This is a genomic window from Thermoactinomyces vulgaris (assembly GCF_005886755.1).
Lineage (GTDB): Bacteria > Bacillota > Bacilli > Thermoactinomycetales > Thermoactinomycetaceae > Thermoactinomyces > Thermoactinomyces vulgaris.
In genome coordinates, this window is record NZ_CP039710.1 from 1404676 (window position 1) to 1422410 (window position 17735).

The window sequence follows — 17735 nt, forward strand, 5'->3', positions numbered from 1 at the left end:
TTGTTTGTCACAACATCTTTTCACCCGGGAGACCAGGAAACAAACGAAGCAAAAGAATTGGCCCGTGCATGGAAGGTGCCGTTCGTCCGGCGCGGGCGCCGGTCTCTTCAAGCGCTTTTCGAGCAGACGGCATCGGATCAGGTGGTCATTGTCAGCAAAGAGGGATGGCGCTATGAAGACAAAAAAGGCCATTCCTTCTTTTTTCATCCCAACATGTCGGCCCTTCGCATCAAACATTTGGCTTCCGGGCAGCCGGACAGCATGGTTTCGGTGGCCGGATTGAAAGAAGGGGATTTTGTCCTGGATTGTACCTTGGGGATGGGGGCGGATTCCATCGTGGCCAGTTATGTGGTCGGGGAAAAAGGCCGGGTTGTGGCGCTGGAGAGTGAGCCGGTCATCGCGGCGATCGCCGGACACGGCCTTCAAACATACCGGACCGGGCGCAAAGCGTTGAATGAAGCGATGCGGAGGGTTGAAATTGTTCAGGCCCGCTATCAGACCTACTTAAAACAATTGGAGGATCAATCCTTTGATGTGGTGATGTTTGACCCGATGTTCCGGGAAACGGTGAAACAGTCGTCAGCCATGCAAATGTTAAAACCCCTGGCCAACCCGGAACCCTTGGATCCGGAGTCGGTGCAAGAAGCCGTGCGGGTGGCCAGGAGGGTTGTTTTGTTAAAAGAGCGGCCGAAAAGCGGGGAGTTTGAACGGCTGGGCTTTACGATTGTTAAAGCTTCATCCAATTACGCCTGGGGTGTGATCCGGAAAGGAGGTCACCGGTGAAGGAAAAGCTTGTTGTCATTGTCGGACCGACGGCGGTCGGAAAAACCGGTTTGAGCGTACGGTTGGCCAAACGGGTTCATGGCGAAATTATTTCCGGCGATTCCATGCAGGTTTACCGGGGGATGGACATCGGGACAGCCAAAATCATGCCGGAGGAGATGGAGGGGGTTCCCCATCATCTCATTGACATTCTCCCGCCGGATCAAAATTTCTCGGTTCAGGAATATCAACAGCTGGCACGGGAAAAAATCAGCGAGATCAACCGGCGCGGGCATCTGCCCATGCTGGTGGGGGGAACCGGTTTGTACATCGAAGCGGTGGTCCATGATTATCTGATGCCCCATGTCAAAGAGGATCCAAAGCTGCGCGAAGAATTGCATGCGTTTGCCCGGCGGGAAGGCAACGAAGCGTTGCACCGGCGGTTGGAAGAAGTGGACCCGGTCCAGGCCAAAAAATTGCATCCCAATGATCTCAGACGTATGATTCGGGCTTTGGAAGTTTATCATGTTACTGGAAAGCCGTTTTCCGAGCTGAAAGGAAAAGGAACTTCGCCTTATGACGTGTTGTGGATCGGGCTGACGATGCCGCGGGAACAATTGTACGAGCGGATCAATCGGCGGGTGGACGAGATGATCCAAAAAGGCCTGGTGGATGAAGTGAAAAAACTGTGGGAGCAAGGATACGGGCTTCATTTGACTTCCATGCAGGCAATCGGGTATAAAGAGATTGTAAGTTATTTGAAAAACGAAATCACTTTGGATGAAGCGATTCATCTCATCAAGCGCGGATCGCGAAAATACGCGAAACGACAGCTCTCCTGGTTTCGGCGTTTAAAAGAAATTCATTGGTTTGATGTGACAAATTCCCAATCTTTTCGAGAAATTGAAGAACTGGTGGCAGGAAAGTTTCCTTTGGCCAGAGAATAAAGTACAATAACGTTAAATGTAAATACATAGGAGGTACGGGTTTTGAAACAAACAATCAATATTCAAGATACATTCCTCAACCAAATCCGTAAAGAATCAGTACCAGTGACCATTTATTTGGTGAACGGGTTTCAATTGCGCGGCGTGATCCGCGGCTTTGACAATTTCACCATTGTGATTGACAGTGACGGCAAGCAACAAATGGTATATAAGCATGCGATCTCCACGTTCACCCCTGCACGTCCCGTTTCTTTGATGCCCGCCAGTGAAGAAAGAGAAAGCTGAGTTGTTCGTTTGACTTGTTTTGCTGCTGACCAAACCGGCCGGCAGCTTTTTTTATTGCCGCAGGTTTGACAGAGTCCGTAAAGGGGCCGGACGGCTCTTGTCACCATCAAACCCTGAAAATGCCGTATTCAACTGATTTTTCACCAAAAAATGGGCGGATGCGTATACTGGGATCAGCGAATAAGGACGAAGAGGTGAAACGATGAGCAGAAGGGTGATGACAGTAAACGCCAAGCATCAGATTCATGTTGTTTTTGACCATCCGGAAAGAAAACCCGCGCTTTCGTCGCGGGTGGAGCCGTTGAAACCGGCTTGTCCGGGCGGTGAACCGGGGCCTTTGCAGGAGTGTTTTGAACAATTGGACCGGCTGGTGGGGATGGATAAGATCAAGGAGTTCATCAAAGAGATTTATGCATGGCTGGAAATCGGGAAACAGAGGAGAGCGGCCGGTTTAAGCGCCGAACAACAAGTGTTGCACATGATTTTTTCCGGGAGTCCGGGGACGGGGAAAACCACGGTTGCACGGATTTTAGGCCGGTTATTAAAGGAAATGGGCGTGCTGTCCAAAGGGCATTTGATCGAAGTGGAACGGGCGGATCTGGTGGGCGAGTATATCGGCCATACGGCGCAAAAAACAAGAGAACATGTGCGAAGGGCGTTGGGCGGTGTTTTGTTTATTGACGAAGCTTATTCGCTCGCGCGGGGCGGGGAAAAAGATTTCGGCAAAGAAGCCGTTGATACAATGGTCAAATCAATGGAAGACTATAAAAATGACTTCATATTAATTTTGGCGGGGTATCCCAATGAAATGGACGCATTTTTGCGTTTGAATCCCGGCCTTCCTTCCCGCTTTCCGATTCATCTTCATTTTCCGGATTTCAAATTGGATGAATTGATGAAGATAGCCGGGCAGATGCTTCAAGAGCGGGAGTATTTCTTATCCCGGCCGGCCAAAGATAAATTGCGAAACCACTTGCAAAAACAACTCCACGTTGCCAAGGCCGGTTTTGGAAATGCCCGGTACGTCCGCAATTTAATTGAAAAATCGATCCGGAATCAAGCGGTGCGCCTGATGAAAAAATCGCATGTGACCAGAGAGGAATTAATGACGTTAAGAAGTGAGGATTTGCGGTTTGACGATATGAAAAACGGTTCATGGTATAATGAAAAAATGCCTTATCAGTATTTGGGATAAGAAAGGGTTGAGTGCGTATTCAGGAGTTGGAAGGAAAAGAGAAAGCGATTTTGGTGGGGTGCGGCACGAAAAAACAGGAATGGTCCTTGCGCTCCACCTTGGAAGAGTTAAAGAGTCTGGCGGAAACGGCGCAAGCGGTTCCCGTCAGCCAGGTGCTTCAATTCAGGGACCGGATTGACCCGGCTTGGTATATCGGGCGGGGAAAAGCAGAAGAAATCGCCCGTATGGTGGAAGAAAACGAAGCGGACCTGGTTATCTTTGACCAGGAGCTTTCCCCTGCGCAGCTTCGAAACCTGGAGGGGTTGATGCCTTGCAAAGTGATTGACCGCACGCAATTAATTTTGGATATTTTTGCGCAGCGGGCCCGGACCAAAGAAGGAAAAATCCAAGTGGAACTGGCGCAGTTGAAATATTTGCTGCCCCGCCTGGCCGGAAAAGGGAAAGAAATGTCCCGTCTGGGCGGCGGCATTGGAACCCGCGGTCCCGGTGAAAAGAAACTGGAAACGGATCGCCGTCACATCCGCCGCCAAATCAGTGTTCTGACCAAACAGCTTGAGGAAATTAAAAAACACCGCCGGTTGCATCAGGAACGCCGGAAAAAGAACGGCATCCCGCAGGTGGCGTTGGTGGGATACACCAATGCCGGAAAATCGACATTGTTAAATCAACTGACGGGTGCGGGCGTGCTGTCCGAAAACCGGTTGTTTGCCACATTGGATCCGACATCCCGCCAGCTTGTGCTTCCCTCTGGCAAGGAAGTGATCCTTACCGATACCGTCGGTTTTATCCGGCAACTGCCGCACCATTTGATCGCCGCTTTCCGCTCGACGTTGGAACAGGTGAAAGAAGCGGACTTGTTGTTGCATGTGGTGGATGCTTCCCACCCGGAAGCAGAAGAGCAGGTGGAGGCCGTGGAGCAGGTGTTGGCTGATCTGAATGCGGCGGACATTCCGGTTTTAATGGTCTGGAACAAAGCGGACCGGCTGGAGCGGGAACTGCCCGAAGGATGGGATCCGGAACACCTTATGATCTCTGCGTTCAACGAACAAGATCTGGACCGGTTGAAAGCACGTGTGGAGCAGGCATTGCAACAAGAGATGATCATCGGTCAGGTGGAAATCCCGGTCATGAGGGGTGACTGGATTTCTCTGTTGCATCATAAAGCGGAAATGATAGAATCAAATACGGATGATTTGATGATGGTCATAAAGTTTCGTCTTTCTCCCGCTGATTTTGAACAGTTGCCCGGGGAGTTGAAAAGCCGGATTCAAATCCAATAAACGAGTAACAGGAATGATGACTGTGTTTGAAACTTTGAAACATGGAGCATGGATTGAAGAAAAAGTCCAAACTGCAGAGAAAAAGATTGAACCGGTGCTTAAAAAGATCGGTCAAAATGCCGATTTCATGCAGTGGAAGGTGCTGGAAGCCTTTCGGGAAATGAAAGTAAGTGAAATTCACCTTCATTCTTCAACCGGTTATGGGTATGATGATCTGGGCAGAGAAACGTTCGAAGCGGTATTTGCCCGGGTTTTCGGCGCAGAAAAAGCTTTGGTCCGTCCAAACATCATTTCCGGCACCCATGCCATTGCCGCTTGTTTGTACGGGGTGTTGCGTCCGGGGGATGAGCTGATCTATTTGACGGGCCGTCCTTATGACACGTTGCATCAGGTGATCGGTTCATGCAAAGACGGTTCCGGTTCACTCAGGGATTACGGCATTGAATACCGGGAGATCCCGCTTGCGGAAGGAAACCGGATTGATTGGGCCGCCTTTCGTCAAGCGGTCGGCCCGAAAACCAGGATGGTTGCCATCCAGCGGTCCCGGGGTTATGCCGACCGTCCGTCTTTTTCCATCCGGGAGATTGAAACGATGATCCGGAAAATCCGGGAAATCTGTCCGCAGGCGGTTGTTTTTGTGGACAATTGTTACGGGGAGTTTGTCGAGTCCAAAGAACCGACTGCAGTCGGAGCGGATCTTGTTGCCGGGTCTTTAATCAAAAATCCGGGCGGAGGGATTGCGAAGTCCGGGGGATACATCGCCGGAGCGGAAAAATGGGTGGAAAGAGCCGGATCCCGGCTGGTGGCTCCCGGCATCGGGATCGAAGGGGGAGCAACCCACGGCTATATGCACGATTATTATCAAGGATTGTTTTTGGCTCCACACGTGGTTGCCGAAGCATTGAAAGGAGCTGTTTTTGCCGCGGCATTTCTGGAGGAAGCCGGTTTTCAAACCACACCGGGATGGGAAGAGCCGCGCACGGATATCATTCAGCAAGTGTATCTGGGAACGCCGGAGTTGCTGGTGGCTTTTTGCCAGGGGATTCAATCGGCTTCGCCCGTTGATGCGCATATTTTGCCGGTGCCTTCCCTGATGCCGGGCTATGAGGACGAAGTGGTCATGGCGGCCGGAACGTTTGTGCAAGGCGCCAGCATCGAGTTGTCGGCGGACGGGCCCCTCCGTGCACCGTACATTGCTTACATGCAGGGAGGCCTCACCTATTCGCATGTGAAGATCGGTATGGCAAAAGCCATGGATTTCATGTTGGAAACCGGACAGATGCATGGGAAATTGCAGGTGTGAAGGGAGAGCTTGTTATATGGACATGCTTTGGTGGGCAATTATTATTTTGCTCTTTATTCTTGCTTATGTCGGCCTGGTTGCTCCCGCTTTGCCGGATGCCCCGCTGATGATTGCAGGGTTTGCGGTTTATCACTTTTTGATCGATTCCGAACCGTTGGGGTTCGGGTTTTGGATTACCACGTTGATCCTTGCCATCTTGCTGATTCTGGTTGATTATTTTTCCAGCAGTGTGGCGGTGAAAAAATACGGCGGCAACGCGGCTTCCGTCACCGCCGCGATTGTGGGGGTCGTTCTTTTCCCGTTTATCATGGGGCCGGTCGGCGTGATTGTCGGACCTTTTTTGTGTGTGTTTGTACTCGAATTGCTGCTTAAAAAATCTTTTTCCAAAGCACTTTATATCGCCTATGGGACCTTGGTCGGTTTTTTGGGCGGGATTTTGATGAAATTGATTGTCATGACCGGATTGATTATCTGGTTTTTGGTGTTGGTGTTGTTTTGATGAAAAATCGTTCTTCCTCCGGGGAGAACGATTTTTTTATACCCGCCTGAAATGATGTCAGAAAACCTGACATGTATTGACTAAAAAAGCTGACATGAATAAAATAGGATTATGAGGTAACAATCCCGAAAATGAAGGGAGCGTTTCCCATGGATTTTCGTGATGAAAAAAGACGGAACATGCCGCTTTTTTCGATGGGGATCGTGACGAAACTGACGGAGCTGAGTCCGAGACAAATCCGTTATTACGAACAACAAGGCTTGATCCGTCCCCAGAGAACCAAAGGGAACCAACGATTGTTTTCTTTCAATGATGTTGATCGGTTGCTGAAAATCAAGTCCTATCTGGAAAAAGGGGTCAACATCGCGGGAATCCGGGAACTCTTCAGTCAGTCTGAACGGGTTCAGGAAGCGGAGAAAGAAGAGCGTAAGGCAAGAAAAGAGCTGTCGGAAAAAGAATTGAGACGCCTCTTGAAAAGACAGATCATCCAACCCGGGCGTCCCGGGCGGCTTCCGCTTAATTACGGGGAGTTGAGCCGTTTTTTCCGACACTGAACAATTTTTCAGAAGGGAGAACGAACTGTGGCGAAGCATACCAAAGAAGACATTATGCGAATTGTGGAGAAGGAAAATGTCGCTTACATCCGTCTGATTTTTACCGACTTGCAGGGAACCATTAAAAATGTGGAAATTCCACGGAGCCAATTGGAAAAAGCATTGGACAACAAAATGATGTTTGACGGTTCCTCCATTGAAGGGTTTGTGCGAATCGAGGAGTCGGATATGCTGCTTTATCCGGATTTGGATTCATTCGTGATTTACCCGTGGGGAAATGACGTGAACGGCAGCAAAGTGGCCGGGATTATGTGTGATATCTACAATCCCGACGGAACGCCTTTTGAAGGGGATCCCCGTGGCATCTTAAAACGTGTTCTCAAAGAAGCCGAAGAAATGGGATTCACCTCTTTCAACGTGGGAACCGAACCGGAATTTTTCCTGTTCAAAACCGATGAAAACGGAGAGCCCACACTCAATTTAAATGACAAAGGCGGATACTTTGATTTGGCTCCGGTGGATCTCGGGGAAAACTGCCGTCGCGATATCGTGTTGACGCTGGACAAAATGGGCTTTGAGGTTGAAGCTTCCCACCATGAAGTGGCACCCGGGCAGCATGAAATCGACTTCAAATATGCGGATGCGGTGACAACGGCCGATCATATCCAATCATTTAAGCTGGTGGTCAAAAACGTGGCACGCCGCTATGGATTGCATGCGACCTTTATGCCCAAGCCGCTTTATGGTGTCAGCGGTTCCGGTATGCACTGCCATATGTCGCTGTTCCGCGGCAAGGAGAATGTTTTTTATGATCCTTCCGATGAATTGGGCCTGAGTGAAACCGCCCGGCATTTCCTGGCGGGGATTTTAAAGCATGCCCGTGCATTTACAGCGATCACCAACCCGATTGTCAACTCTTACAAACGGCTGGTTCCGGGTTATGAAGCGCCTTGTTACGTCGCATGGTCGCCGAAAAACCGCAGTCCCTTGGTGCGGATTCCTTCTTCCCGCGGGTTGAGCACACGTATTGAGGTTCGTTCCCCCGACCCTGCGGCCAATCCTTACCTGGCTTTGGCGGTGATGTTAAAAGCCGGATTGGACGGAATCAAAAATCAGCTCCCGCTTCCGGAACAAACGGACCGGAACATTTATGTCATGGATGAACAAGAACGGCGTGAAGCCGGCATCGAAGATCTGCCGTCCAGCTTGAAAGAAGCCTTGATTGAATTGCAAAGTAATCCGGTCATGGTGGAAGCATTGGGTGAACACGCGCTTTCGCACTTTTTGGAAGCCAAGGAAATTGAATGGGATATGTTCCGGACCAATGTCCATCCTTGGGAACGCGAACAATATATGCATTTGTATTGACCGAAAGCCCCCGGTGGAACCCGGGGGCATAACAACATTTTTTTCTTCATTTTCGGAATAGTATATCGGGGATGTATCCGGAAATGAAGGGAGAGAAACGGTGAACAAAATCAAAAATCTTCTGTTCTTGTCGTTGGCTTTTACGTTGTGTCTGGCAGGGGCACCGGTGACGGCAAAAGCATCTGGAAATCAGGCGGGAGCCCTGGCTTGTACGTTTCAAGGGGCTTGGCTGGAAGATGCCAATTGCACTGCCAACCGGTCCACGGTGTACACCGTCGGAAACGGCGCGCTTCGCACAGCCAGCGGTGCCGGAAATTTCACATGGGCCTATCCGGCTTCCAACAGTTTGGACAGGGCGTTCAGAGTTTGTGTTTACGATGAGGATTATCAGTTGGAAACCCAATGTTCCCCTTGGTGGTGATTTTTTCGTTTTCCGGCACCTGTTCCACCCGCGGGCAGGTGCTTTTTTTGTCGGCTCCTTGCCAAGCGGCGGGGCATAAGATTGTGCTATAATGAAAAAAATTGGAATGAAGCGAGCTGAAAGCCCTTGATCGATCTTCGCAAAATGTTTCATGGAAAAAATCTGACGGAATTGGATAAACAAATTTTGCAATACATCATTGAACATATCGACACCGTCTTGCAAATGGGCGTCCGCAAGGTGGCCAAAGCCAATTACACTTCGCCCGCCACAGTCATCCGTTTGGCCAAAAAGTTGGGTTATACCGGGTTTGTCGATATGTATTACCAGCTTCTGCCGCAAGTGAAAAAGATGGAAGTCCGGCCGGGCGGGAGAATGAAAGAATTTCCGGAAATCCGTCCGCAAGATTTTTTTCAGTTCAACACCATGGACGATATTGAACGGTTTATCGATCGGGTGCTTCATTTGCGGAAAAAATTGATTTTTATTTATGCCACCGGATTTTCTGCGATCGCGGCGGAATATTTGTATAAAAAGCTGTTGGTGTTGGGAAAGAAGACGATTATTGCCAGCGGGACGGACTCCGTCGGGGTGTTTGAAAACAATTTGGAAGACATCGGGGCGTTGGTGGCGATTTCCAAATCCGGCGAAACCCAGCTGGTGATTGATAAACTGCAGGCGGCCAGAGAACATCAAATCTTTACCGTGTCGTTCACCAAAGAAACGGAGAACCGGGCAGCCGAACTTTCGGATCTCAATTTTAAAATCGTGGATAATTATGAGCTGGATGACCGGAATATGTTGCCAAACATCTTTTTTCCCCGGTTGCTGATGCTGTTTGAACTGATTTTCAAAGAGTATTTCGACCGGATGTCACCCAAAGGCGGATGAAACGTGTTTCAACTTGTGAAACACGTTTTTTTCGTTTGTCAAAACATATACAAGAAAGCGCTTTCGCTATAAACTGGAGACAAGTCCGAACCACTGAACTGGAGGTGTCACCATGAAGGCAAAGCTGATGGAAGCCATGCAACGGTTTTCCAAAGCGATGTTTATCCCCGTCTTGATTTTGCCGATTGCGGGGATATTGATCGCACTTGGAAATTTGTTGACCAATCCCAAACTCTTGGAAACCGTTCCTTTGATGAATAACCCGGTGACAACCGGATTTGGCTCCATATTGGCCGGATCCCTGGTTTCCATTCTGGGCAATCTGGGGCTTATTTTCTGTGTGGGAATCACGGTCGGCCTGGCCCGGAAAGAAAAGCCGGTCGCAGGATTCACCGCCTTGCTGGGTTATTTGGTCTTTGTTCACGCGATGAATAAGTTTATGGAATTGAGCGGATTGTTGGTGGAGGCGGAATCGCTGCAAGGAACGGGGCAAACCCTGGTTTTGGGCGTGCAAATTCTGGATATGGGCGTTTTTTTGGGAATCATTCTCGGAATTGTAACCGCTTTTATTCATAACCGGTGGATCGATACGGAATTCAAAGGCGCTTTTCAAATTTACGGCGGATCCCGTTTCGTCTTTATCCTCCTGATTCCGGCGGTGGTGTTGCTGGCCGGGGTCTTGATGTACATCTGGCCTTTTTTCCAAAGCGGGATCAACAGCTTGGGGACGCTGATTCAACGGAGCGGGAGTTTTGGGATCTTTTTGTACGGGGCATTGGAACGCTTGCTCATCCCGACCGGATTGCATCACCTGGTATATACCCCGTTTTTGTACACTTCACTGGGGGGAGTGGCCGAAGTCGGCGGACAAATTTACGAAGGAGCCCGGAACATTTATTATGCGGAGATCGCCAATCCGGGGGTTACCCGGCTTTCGGAGAGCGTGATCTGGGATGCGCGGGGCATTTCCAAGATGTTTGGGTTGATCGGGGCGTGCCTGGCGATGTACCACACGGCCAAACCTGAAAACAAAGCCAAGGCCAAAGCGGTGTTGCTTCCGGCGGCGTTTACTTCCTTCATTGCCGGGGTGACCGAACCCATCGAATTTTCCTTTATGTTTGTCGCGCCGTTGTTGTTTGCGGTGCATGCCGTATTCAGCGGGCTCAGCATGGTGGTTCTCAACCTGCTGGATGTGCGCGCCATCGGGCCCAACGGGATGATTGACTTTTTGCTTTACAATCTTCCGCTGGGTATCCAGAAAACCAGTTGGCCAATGTATGTGTTGGTTGGACTGATGTTCTTTGTCATTTATTACGTGGTTTTCCGTTTCCTGATCGTCAAATTCAATTTTCAAACGATCGGCCGGGAAGAAAAAGGACAAGAAGTCCGGCTCTATTCCAAAAAAGATTACCAGGAGAAAAAGAAACAAACCCAAACCGTAGGACAAGCTTCAAAGGAAACATCCGATGTGGCCGGTGTCATTGTCCGCGCGCTCGGCGGGGCGGAAAACATCCAAGCGGTGACCAATTGTTACACACGTCTCCGGCTGACATTGGTTCATCCGGAAAAGGTGGATGAAACGGTTTTGAAAAATGAAACCGGTGCCAGCGGAGTGATTATTCGCGACCAAAACGTGCAGGTGGTTTACGGATTGCAGGTGACAAACATCCGGAAAGCCGTGGACCGGTATTTGGGACGCGCCGGTCAAGAATGACTCACAGAAAGGAAGAGATGGTGATGAAAAAGTTTTCCATTGTGATTGCAGGCGGAGGAAGCACTTATACACCGGGAATCGTCATGATGCTGTTGGATCATTTGGAAACGTTTCCAATCCGGAAATTGAAATTATACGATAACGACGAAAAGCGGCAACACATGATCGGGGAAGCCTTGAAAATCGTGTTGAACGAACGTGCGCCGGAGATCGAGTACACTTACACCACCGATCCGGAAGAAGCATTCACGGACATCGATTTCTGTTTTGCCCACATCCGGGTCGGGAAATATGAAATGCGCGAGCTGGATGAAAAAATTCCGCTCAAACACGGGGTGGTCGGCCAGGAAACGTGCGGCCCCGGAGGCATTGCTTATGGCATGCGCAGCATCGGACCGATGATTGAATTAATCGATTGGATGGAAAAATACTCCCCGGATGCGTGGATGTTAAACTACTCCAATCCGGCCGCCATCGTGGCCGAAGCCTGCCGGATTCTCCGCCCGAATGCCAAAGTGCTGAACATTTGCGACATGCCGGTGGGAACCCTCCGGAGAATGTCCCAGATTATCGGCAAAACGCCGAAAGAGTTGGATGTTCGTTATTTCGGGTTGAATCACTTCGGTTGGTGGACCAGCGTCAAAGACAAGGAAGGCAATGAATACCTGCCGCAAATCCGCGAATATGTGAAAGAAAACGGGTATTTGACCCAGATCGAAGTCGATACCCAGCACATGGATCCCAGCTGGCAGGAAACGCATAAAAAAGCGAAAGATTTGTTGGCGGTCGACCCGCGGTTTTTGCCCAACACGTATTTAAAATATTATTTCTATCCCGATGAAGTGGTTGAAAGTTCCAACCCCAAATACACGCGGGCCAATGAAGTGATGGACGGGAGGGAGAAGAAAGTCTTTTCCACCGCCAGAGAAATCATTGAAAAAGGGACGGCGGCAGGAAGTGAATTTGCCATCGGCAGCCATGCAACCTTCATCGTCGATCTGGCCCGGGCCATTGCATTTAACACCCATGAGCGGATGATTATGATTGTCGAAAATAACGGTGCCATTGCCAACTTTGATGATGATGCCATGGTTGAGGTCCCGTGCATTGTCGGCTCCGACGGCCCGGAACCGCTCAGCCAGGGAAAAATTCCCGAATTCCAAAGAGCTTTGATGCTTCAACAAGTTACCGTGGAAAAAATGGTGGTGCAAGCCTACATCGAAGGCAGTTACCAAAAATTGTGGCAGGCTTTGACCCTGTCCAAAACCGTCCCCAGTGCCAAAGTGGCGAAAAAAGTGCTGGATGACCTGATTGAGGTCAACCGGGGATACTGGCCGGAATTAAAATGACGTTTGGCCCGGATTTTGGATCCAAGCCTGAAAAGGCTTGGATGTTTTTTGTTTTGAAACAAACGCTGATGCGAAAGGGATGGCGATTTTCAAAGAGAGAACGGACGGAAGCAGCCGAAGCGGCAACGTCCGTTCTCATAATGCGTTTCAACTTTCTTGACATTGCAAATAAGTTTGCAACACAAACGAAATTCAAACAGAATGATTGATGACAAGCGGGGGAAGGTGCCGGGGATGAAGAGGCGGAGTTGAGGAAACCGCCGGGGATGTGTATGATAGCATGTATGTACAAACAGGAATGAGAAAGGGGAGGGCCATGGAAAGAAACCGGGCAGAGATCAAAGCGATTGCACTGGACATGGACGGGACGATGTTAAATGTAAACAGTCAGGTGGAGCCGGAATTGGTTGATCTGTTCAGACAACTCAAGCAAAAGGGGATCCGGATTTTTGTCGCGACCGGACGGACCTTTCCCGAAGTCCGGCGGGTTCTTCCGGAACATCTGGAAATCGACGGGGTGGTGACAGCCAACGGGGCGGTGACTTATATCGGGGACCGGATCATTTCCCGCCGCACTTTGGATCCGTCCGTCGTGAGAGAAGCCGTTTTTCAAGCCGGACAAAAGAACATCTATTATGAAGTTCACACGGCAGAAGGCGTCCGTTTTGCTCTGGCAAAAGAGAAAGAGCGGATGATGGAGGAAGTGTTCCGGGAAAAGCCTGACACATTGTTTGCAAATGAATGGCTCTCCCGGAAAGCCGCTTTAAAAGAAAAAATGGTTTGGCTGGATCATTTGGTGGATGAAGATATCGTCAAAATTTATTTTTTCAGCATGGAACCGGAGAATATCCGGAAATGGCGAAATGAATTGGAGCAGATGAAAAATCGCACGCCGTTTACCCTTTTGTCTTCTTCCAAGCATAATTGTGAAATCATGGCTGACCAGGTTTCGAAGGCATACGGGTTGAACTTGGTGTTAAAAGAATATCAACTTGCGCCTGCCCATTTGATGGTCGTTGGCGACAGCGAAAATGACCTCTCGATGTTTGCATTGGCATCCCGTGCGGTGGCCATGCAAAACGCAGCGGATGAAATCAAAGAGAATGCGGATGAAGTGACAGAACTTCCGTATGACGAGAATGGATTATACCATTTTCTGCGAAAAGAATTTTTCGGTTCGTAAGCGCAGAGGGTTGCCGGCAGGAAAAGCTGCCGGCAACTTTTTGTATGTGGAGCTGTTTTTATGCGGTTTCCGGACAATAAAAAAGGGCGGCTTAAGGGCCGTCCGTTTTTTATGATCATAAACTGCAACGGGGGTTGGAGCCGATTTTAAACACCAGCAGGCTCGCATCCTGAAGCGCTTCAATGTCATGCTTTTCAAAGGGTTTCAAATGCAGCAACGATCCTTCTTTCATATGGTGCCGATTCTCTTCCACACCAAAGAGGACTTCCCCGCTTGCCACATAAACAATCACATCGGTATTGGCATGATGGCGGGGGACGGTTTCCCCGGCTTTGATTTGCAGATTGATCGCCATTCCTTGATCAAAGTCGAGTACTTTGTTGCGAGTGACTCCTTTATCAATCGGTCCTTCTTTTTTGATTTCAACCAAAGACACAGGCGGAGCCTCCTTCTTTCAAAACTTAATTTGAGTATGGCATAGATTCGGGGCATGTGATGTGATATATCTCACAAAAAAGATCACGAGAGTTTGTCTTGCAGGGTTTTCAAGTCCAGAATTTTGATTCCTTTCCGGCTCACATCAATCAAGTTCTCCTTTTTTAACTGGTTTAACACCCGGTTGACGGATTCCCGCGACAATCCCAGCATATTGGCAAAATCCTGGTGGGTTAAAGGCAGGGAAATGAAGATGCTTTTGTCTTTGGAGACGCCGTATTCATCGACGAGCCTCAGCAAAGTCATGACCACTTTGTGATAAACATCGCCGGAAATGACTTCCTGAAGGCGCCTTTGCAGTTGCAAAATTTTAACGGCCATGATTTTCATGACGGATTTGGCGATTTGGGGATTGGCATCCAGCAGGCGGTCAAAGTCATGGATAGGGATCGCCAGGAGTTTGCTGTTTTGGATGGTTTGTGCTGTTCCGGGGTAGGGGGAGTCGTCAAAAAAACCCACGTGAGGAAACATATCGCCTTTTTGGAGGATCGAAATCACTTGTTCGTTTCCTTGATTGTCCACTTTGGTGACTTTAATGACTCCCGACTCGATGAAGTAAACCGTTGTTCTTGGTTGCGCTTCCATAAAAATGGTGGAATGTTTGGGGTATTCCTTCAAGGAGGTGATTTGTGCGATTTTCTCCAGCTCTTGGTTGTTCAGGTCCCGGAAGAGAGGCACCCGTTTCAAGATTTCAACCTTGCGGTTCATAGTTACCGCCTCCAGAAATGAAAATAAATGGTGTTTAATTTCATTCAAAGGGATGCGTTCCCCGTTCGTCAACAACAAAGCGTTTTCGGTTCTGTCAACGTTCTGTGAACACCTGCATTTTTGTGATCCAGATCACATTTTGTTCATATGACAATGTTTATAATGTTTAATAAATCATTTTATATAATTTGTTATTTTTTATGTTGTCGGGATGAAGAAAAACACACGACAAGGAAGCATGAATGGTTGCCTAAAATAAAAGGGGATTTTTGCTGGAGGAGGCTTTTTATAAATGCTGGATGCAAAAACGATGGAAATCATTAAAACAACGGCTCCGGTACTGAAAGAAAACAGTGTAGCGATCGGAAAACGGTTTTATGAATTATTGTTCACCCGTCATCCGGAGTTGCTCCATATTTTTAACCACAGTAACCAAAAACGCGGTTTGCAGCAACGTTCCTTGGCGCATTCCGTCTATGTGAGCGGGGAGCATATCGACCGTTTGGAGGACATCCAACCACTCATCATGAAAATCGCCCATAAACACCGGGCGCTCGGGGTCAAACCGGAACAATATCCTGTGGTGGGCGAAACGCTGATTGAGGCTGTCAAAGATGTGTTGGGGGACGGAGCGACGGATGAGATTATCCAGGCTTGGGTGAAGGCCTATGATTACATCGCCAATCAATTCATCGGAATCGAACAAAAGTTGTATGAACAAACGGAATCGGAAGAAGGCAATTGGGAAGGTTTCCGGGAATTTGTGGTGGTGAAAAAAGTGAAGGAGAGCGAGGTGATCACCTCCTTCTATTTAAAACCCAAAGACAATAAGCCCCTTGCTTCATTCCGTCCCGGACAGTATCTGACCATCCGGGCAAAGATTCCGGGTGAAAAATACATGCATCACCGCCATTACAGTTTGTCCGATGCTCCCGGAAAGGACACCTACCGGATCAGCGTGAAACGGGAAGATGTCCGGGATGGAAATCCTCCCGGCGTGGTTTCCACCTGGTTGCATGAACAGGTGCAGGAAGGGGATGTGCTTGAATTCAGTTCGCCGGCTGGTGATTTTGTTTTGGATACCGAATCCACGAACCCGGTCGTGTTGATCAGCGGAGGTGTCGGGTTCACTCCCCTCATGAGCATGTTGAACACCTTGGTGGAAAAACAGCCGGACCGGGATGTAACCTGCATTCATGCGGCCATAAACGGCAAACACCATGCAATGAAAGAGCATGTGGCCCGTTTGGCGGCAACTTGTGATCGGCTGAAATCTTATGTGATTTATGAATCGCCGACCGAAGAGGACCGAGCGGAAAAATCCTTTGACAAAGAGGGATGGATTGACAAAAAGTGGCTGGAGTCCGTGGTGGACCATACCGGTGCCGATTTTTATTTGTGCGGTCCGGTTCCGTTTATGGAAGTTGTTTATTCGGCGCTCCGAGAGATGAATGTGGATGAAAGCCGCATTCATTATGAAGCTTTTCGCCCGCTTGACACCATAGATGCCGGTTCATGACGGGAAAATGAAAACCACCCGATACGGGTGGTTTTTTTGTTTGCAGAGCTTATAAGCCGTGGCAAAGAAAAGAAATTGACAAAGTGTCAAACATTTTGTCGCCATTTTGTGAACGACATCCGTTATGTGATGTGAATCACAAAAGCGGCGCAACGCCCCGTTTAAAGTGAAGGTGTAACAAAAAAATGAAATACAGGCAGGAGGAATTCATACCAGAGACACAAGGACATGAATCATTTTTATGAACCCTTCATTTGTGATGTTTGTCACAAAATCTGGAGAATTGGACTCATCAGCCAGTGACATTCCAAGTGTTATGGGAGGGAGAATTGTTGAAGAAATTGCGGGCATCCAACAGACTGAGAAAGCTTTTGCCGGTACCGGGATTTGTTCTCATTTTATTGCTGACAGGATGCGATGACCGTTATGTCATGTTTAATCCGTCCGGACCGGTCGCCATGACTCTGTATGATCTGATCAAGTTGTCCGTTCTCATGCTGTCTTTGATTGTGATCCCGGTGATGCTGTTCTTCTTCTATGTGGTTTACCGGTATCGGGACAAACCGGGGAATAAAGCTTCCTACCGTCCGGAGTGGGATGACAGCAAAATCATGGAGATCATCTGGTGGACCATTCCGGTGGTGATTGTCGCCATCTTGAGTGTGGCAACGGTTCGGGACACATATGGATTGACGAAAAAACCTTCACCGAACAAGCCGATCACCATTGAAGTGGTTTCATTGGACTGGAAATGGCTTTTCTTGTATCCGGAACAAAACATTGCCACGGTGAACCATGCACCCGTTCCGGCAGGGGTTCCGGTTCAATTTGTGCTCACTTCAGATGCCCCCATGAACTCCTTCTGGGTTCCGGAATTGGGCGGGCAATTGTACACCATGCCGGGAATGGAGATGCCGCTTTGGTTGCAAGCCGACAAACCCGGTGTGTATGAAGGAAAAGGAGCCAACTTTACCGGAAAAGGCTTTGCCCACATGAATTTTGAAGTGATTGCCAAACCGCAGGCGGAATTCGATGCATGGGCAGAAAGCGTGAAGAAATCCGCACCTGCTTTCACAGGAGAAAAATATGATCAATTGAAACAGCCGGGTTTGGCAAAAGAGCAGTCGTACTCGTCTTATCCGCCCAAACTTTACAAACAAATCGTGGATAAAAACGGAGGAATCTATTGGGACAAACATGATATGGACGTTCGCCATGAACCTGTTCATGAATAACGGAAAGGTGGGATCCAACAGTGATTC

At 48.9% G+C, this 17735-nt stretch carries 18 protein-coding genes; 16 read left to right on the top strand and 2 right to left on the bottom strand.

The annotated features are described in order from the left end of the window. From FA954_RS07135 to FA954_RS07200, 14 genes are all read left to right on the top strand, one after another. Positions 1–783, top strand: coding sequence for a class I SAM-dependent methyltransferase (locus FA954_RS07135; RefSeq protein WP_037996860.1), 783 nt, complete (start codon positions 1–3; stop codon positions 781–783). Beyond that, complete coding sequence (gene miaA / locus FA954_RS07140; RefSeq protein ID WP_037996858.1) at positions 780–1709, top strand: tRNA (adenosine(37)-N6)-dimethylallyltransferase MiaA; 930 nt, start codon at positions 780–782, stop codon at positions 1707–1709. Before FA954_RS07135 ends, miaA begins: the two co-directional genes overlap by 4 nt. A gap of 42 nt (positions 1710–1751) precedes the next feature. After that, positions 1752–1994 carry an RNA chaperone Hfq gene (gene hfq, locus FA954_RS07145; protein ID WP_037996856.1) on the top strand — a complete coding sequence of 81 codons (243 nt, stop codon included), beginning with the start codon at positions 1752–1754 and terminating at the stop codon, positions 1992–1994. Positions 1995–2196: 202 nt separating this feature from the next. Further along, positions 2197–3189, top strand: a complete 993-nt coding sequence (gene spoVK, locus FA954_RS07150; protein ID WP_138614949.1) for a stage V sporulation protein K — start codon at positions 2197–2199, stop codon at positions 3187–3189. 11 nt (positions 3190–3200) lie between these two features. Further along, on the top strand, positions 3201–4469 hold the full coding sequence (hflX, locus tag FA954_RS07155; protein WP_236533589.1) for a GTPase HflX: 1269 nt from the start codon (positions 3201–3203) through the stop codon (positions 4467–4469). A gap of 22 nt (positions 4470–4491) precedes the next feature. Beyond that, entirely contained in the window at positions 4492–5772 is a 1281-nt protein-coding gene (locus FA954_RS07160) for a methionine gamma-lyase family protein (RefSeq protein WP_037996853.1), read from the top strand. A gap of 16 nt (positions 5773–5788) precedes the next feature. Beyond that, positions 5789–6271: a DUF456 domain-containing protein gene (locus tag FA954_RS07165; RefSeq protein WP_037996851.1), complete on the top strand. Its 483-nt coding sequence runs from the start codon at positions 5789–5791 to the stop codon at positions 6269–6271. Positions 6272–6420: 149 nt separating this feature from the next. Next, on the top strand, positions 6421–6825 hold the full coding sequence (locus tag FA954_RS07170; RefSeq protein WP_121874403.1) for a MerR family transcriptional regulator: 405 nt from the start codon (positions 6421–6423) through the stop codon (positions 6823–6825). 27 nt (positions 6826–6852) lie between these two features. Continuing rightward, positions 6853–8193, top strand: a complete 1341-nt coding sequence (gene glnA / locus FA954_RS07175) for a type I glutamate--ammonia ligase (protein WP_037996843.1) — start codon at positions 6853–6855, stop codon at positions 8191–8193. Between the two features lie 100 nt (positions 8194–8293). Beyond that, positions 8294–8614, top strand: coding sequence for a hypothetical protein (locus FA954_RS07180; RefSeq protein ID WP_037996841.1), 321 nt, complete (start codon positions 8294–8296; stop codon positions 8612–8614). A 126-nt stretch (positions 8615–8740) separates the two neighbouring features. Next, positions 8741–9505: a MurR/RpiR family transcriptional regulator gene (locus FA954_RS07185; RefSeq protein ID WP_049720183.1), complete on the top strand. Its 765-nt coding sequence runs from the start codon at positions 8741–8743 to the stop codon at positions 9503–9505. A 112-nt stretch (positions 9506–9617) separates the two neighbouring features. Continuing rightward, positions 9618–11219 carry a PTS transporter subunit EIIC gene (locus tag FA954_RS07190; RefSeq protein WP_037996839.1) on the top strand — a complete coding sequence of 534 codons (1602 nt, stop codon included), beginning with the start codon at positions 9618–9620 and terminating at the stop codon, positions 11217–11219. 17 nt (positions 11220–11236) lie between these two features. Further along, the gene (locus tag FA954_RS07195) at positions 11237–12568 is read left to right on the top strand and encodes a 6-phospho-alpha-glucosidase (RefSeq protein ID WP_217496816.1); all 1332 of its coding nucleotides are present in this window, start codon (positions 11237–11239) and stop codon (positions 12566–12568) included. 316 nt (positions 12569–12884) lie between these two features. Continuing rightward, a complete protein-coding gene (locus FA954_RS07200) occupies positions 12885–13751 on the top strand; it encodes an HAD family hydrolase (RefSeq protein WP_062843329.1) in 867 nt (288 codons plus the stop codon). Positions 13752–13866: 115 nt separating this feature from the next. Here the strand turns inward: FA954_RS07200 and FA954_RS07205 are convergent, their stop codons facing one another. Both FA954_RS07205 and FA954_RS07210 read right to left on the bottom strand, forming a co-directional pair. Beyond that, positions 13867–14187 (bottom strand): cupin domain-containing protein, encoded by a 321-nt coding sequence (locus FA954_RS07205; RefSeq protein ID WP_049720180.1) that lies wholly within the window; start codon positions 14185–14187, stop codon positions 13867–13869. 83 nt (positions 14188–14270) lie between these two features. Next, positions 14271–14954 (bottom strand): Crp/Fnr family transcriptional regulator, encoded by a 684-nt coding sequence (locus FA954_RS07210; RefSeq protein WP_037996828.1) that lies wholly within the window; start codon positions 14952–14954, stop codon positions 14271–14273. 292 nt (positions 14955–15246) lie between these two features. Between FA954_RS07210 and hmpA the strand changes: the two genes are divergently transcribed. Both hmpA and FA954_RS07220 read left to right on the top strand, forming a co-directional pair. Continuing rightward, positions 15247–16473: an NO-inducible flavohemoprotein gene (gene hmpA / locus FA954_RS07215; protein WP_037996825.1), complete on the top strand. Its 1227-nt coding sequence runs from the start codon at positions 15247–15249 to the stop codon at positions 16471–16473. A gap of 332 nt (positions 16474–16805) precedes the next feature. Beyond that, positions 16806–17708 (top strand): ubiquinol oxidase subunit II, encoded by a 903-nt coding sequence (locus FA954_RS07220; protein ID WP_037996822.1) that lies wholly within the window; start codon positions 16806–16808, stop codon positions 17706–17708. Positions 17709–17735: the final 27 nt, after the last annotated feature.

What these genes read in the sequence shown, in the direction of transcription:
- FA954_RS07190 (WP_037996839.1), top strand. Translation starts at nt 9,618, where the DNA reads ATGAAGGCAAAGCTGATGGAAGCCATGCAACGGTTTTCCAAAGCGATG.
- FA954_RS07210 (WP_037996828.1), bottom strand. Translation starts at nt 14,954, where the DNA reads ATGAACCGCAAGGTTGAAATCTTGAAACGGGTGCCTCTCTTCCGGGAC.
- spoVK (WP_138614949.1), top strand. Translation starts at nt 2,197, where the DNA reads ATGAGCAGAAGGGTGATGACAGTAAACGCCAAGCATCAGATTCATGTT.
- FA954_RS07195 (WP_217496816.1), top strand. Translation starts at nt 11,237, where the DNA reads ATGGTGATGAAAAAGTTTTCCATTGTGATTGCAGGCGGAGGAAGCACT.
- hmpA (WP_037996825.1), top strand. Translation starts at nt 15,247, where the DNA reads ATGCTGGATGCAAAAACGATGGAAATCATTAAAACAACGGCTCCGGTA.
- FA954_RS07165 (WP_037996851.1), top strand. Translation starts at nt 5,789, where the DNA reads ATGGACATGCTTTGGTGGGCAATTATTATTTTGCTCTTTATTCTTGCT.
- FA954_RS07170 (WP_121874403.1), top strand. Translation starts at nt 6,421, where the DNA reads ATGGATTTTCGTGATGAAAAAAGACGGAACATGCCGCTTTTTTCGATG.
- FA954_RS07200 (WP_062843329.1), top strand. Translation starts at nt 12,885, where the DNA reads ATGGAAAGAAACCGGGCAGAGATCAAAGCGATTGCACTGGACATGGAC.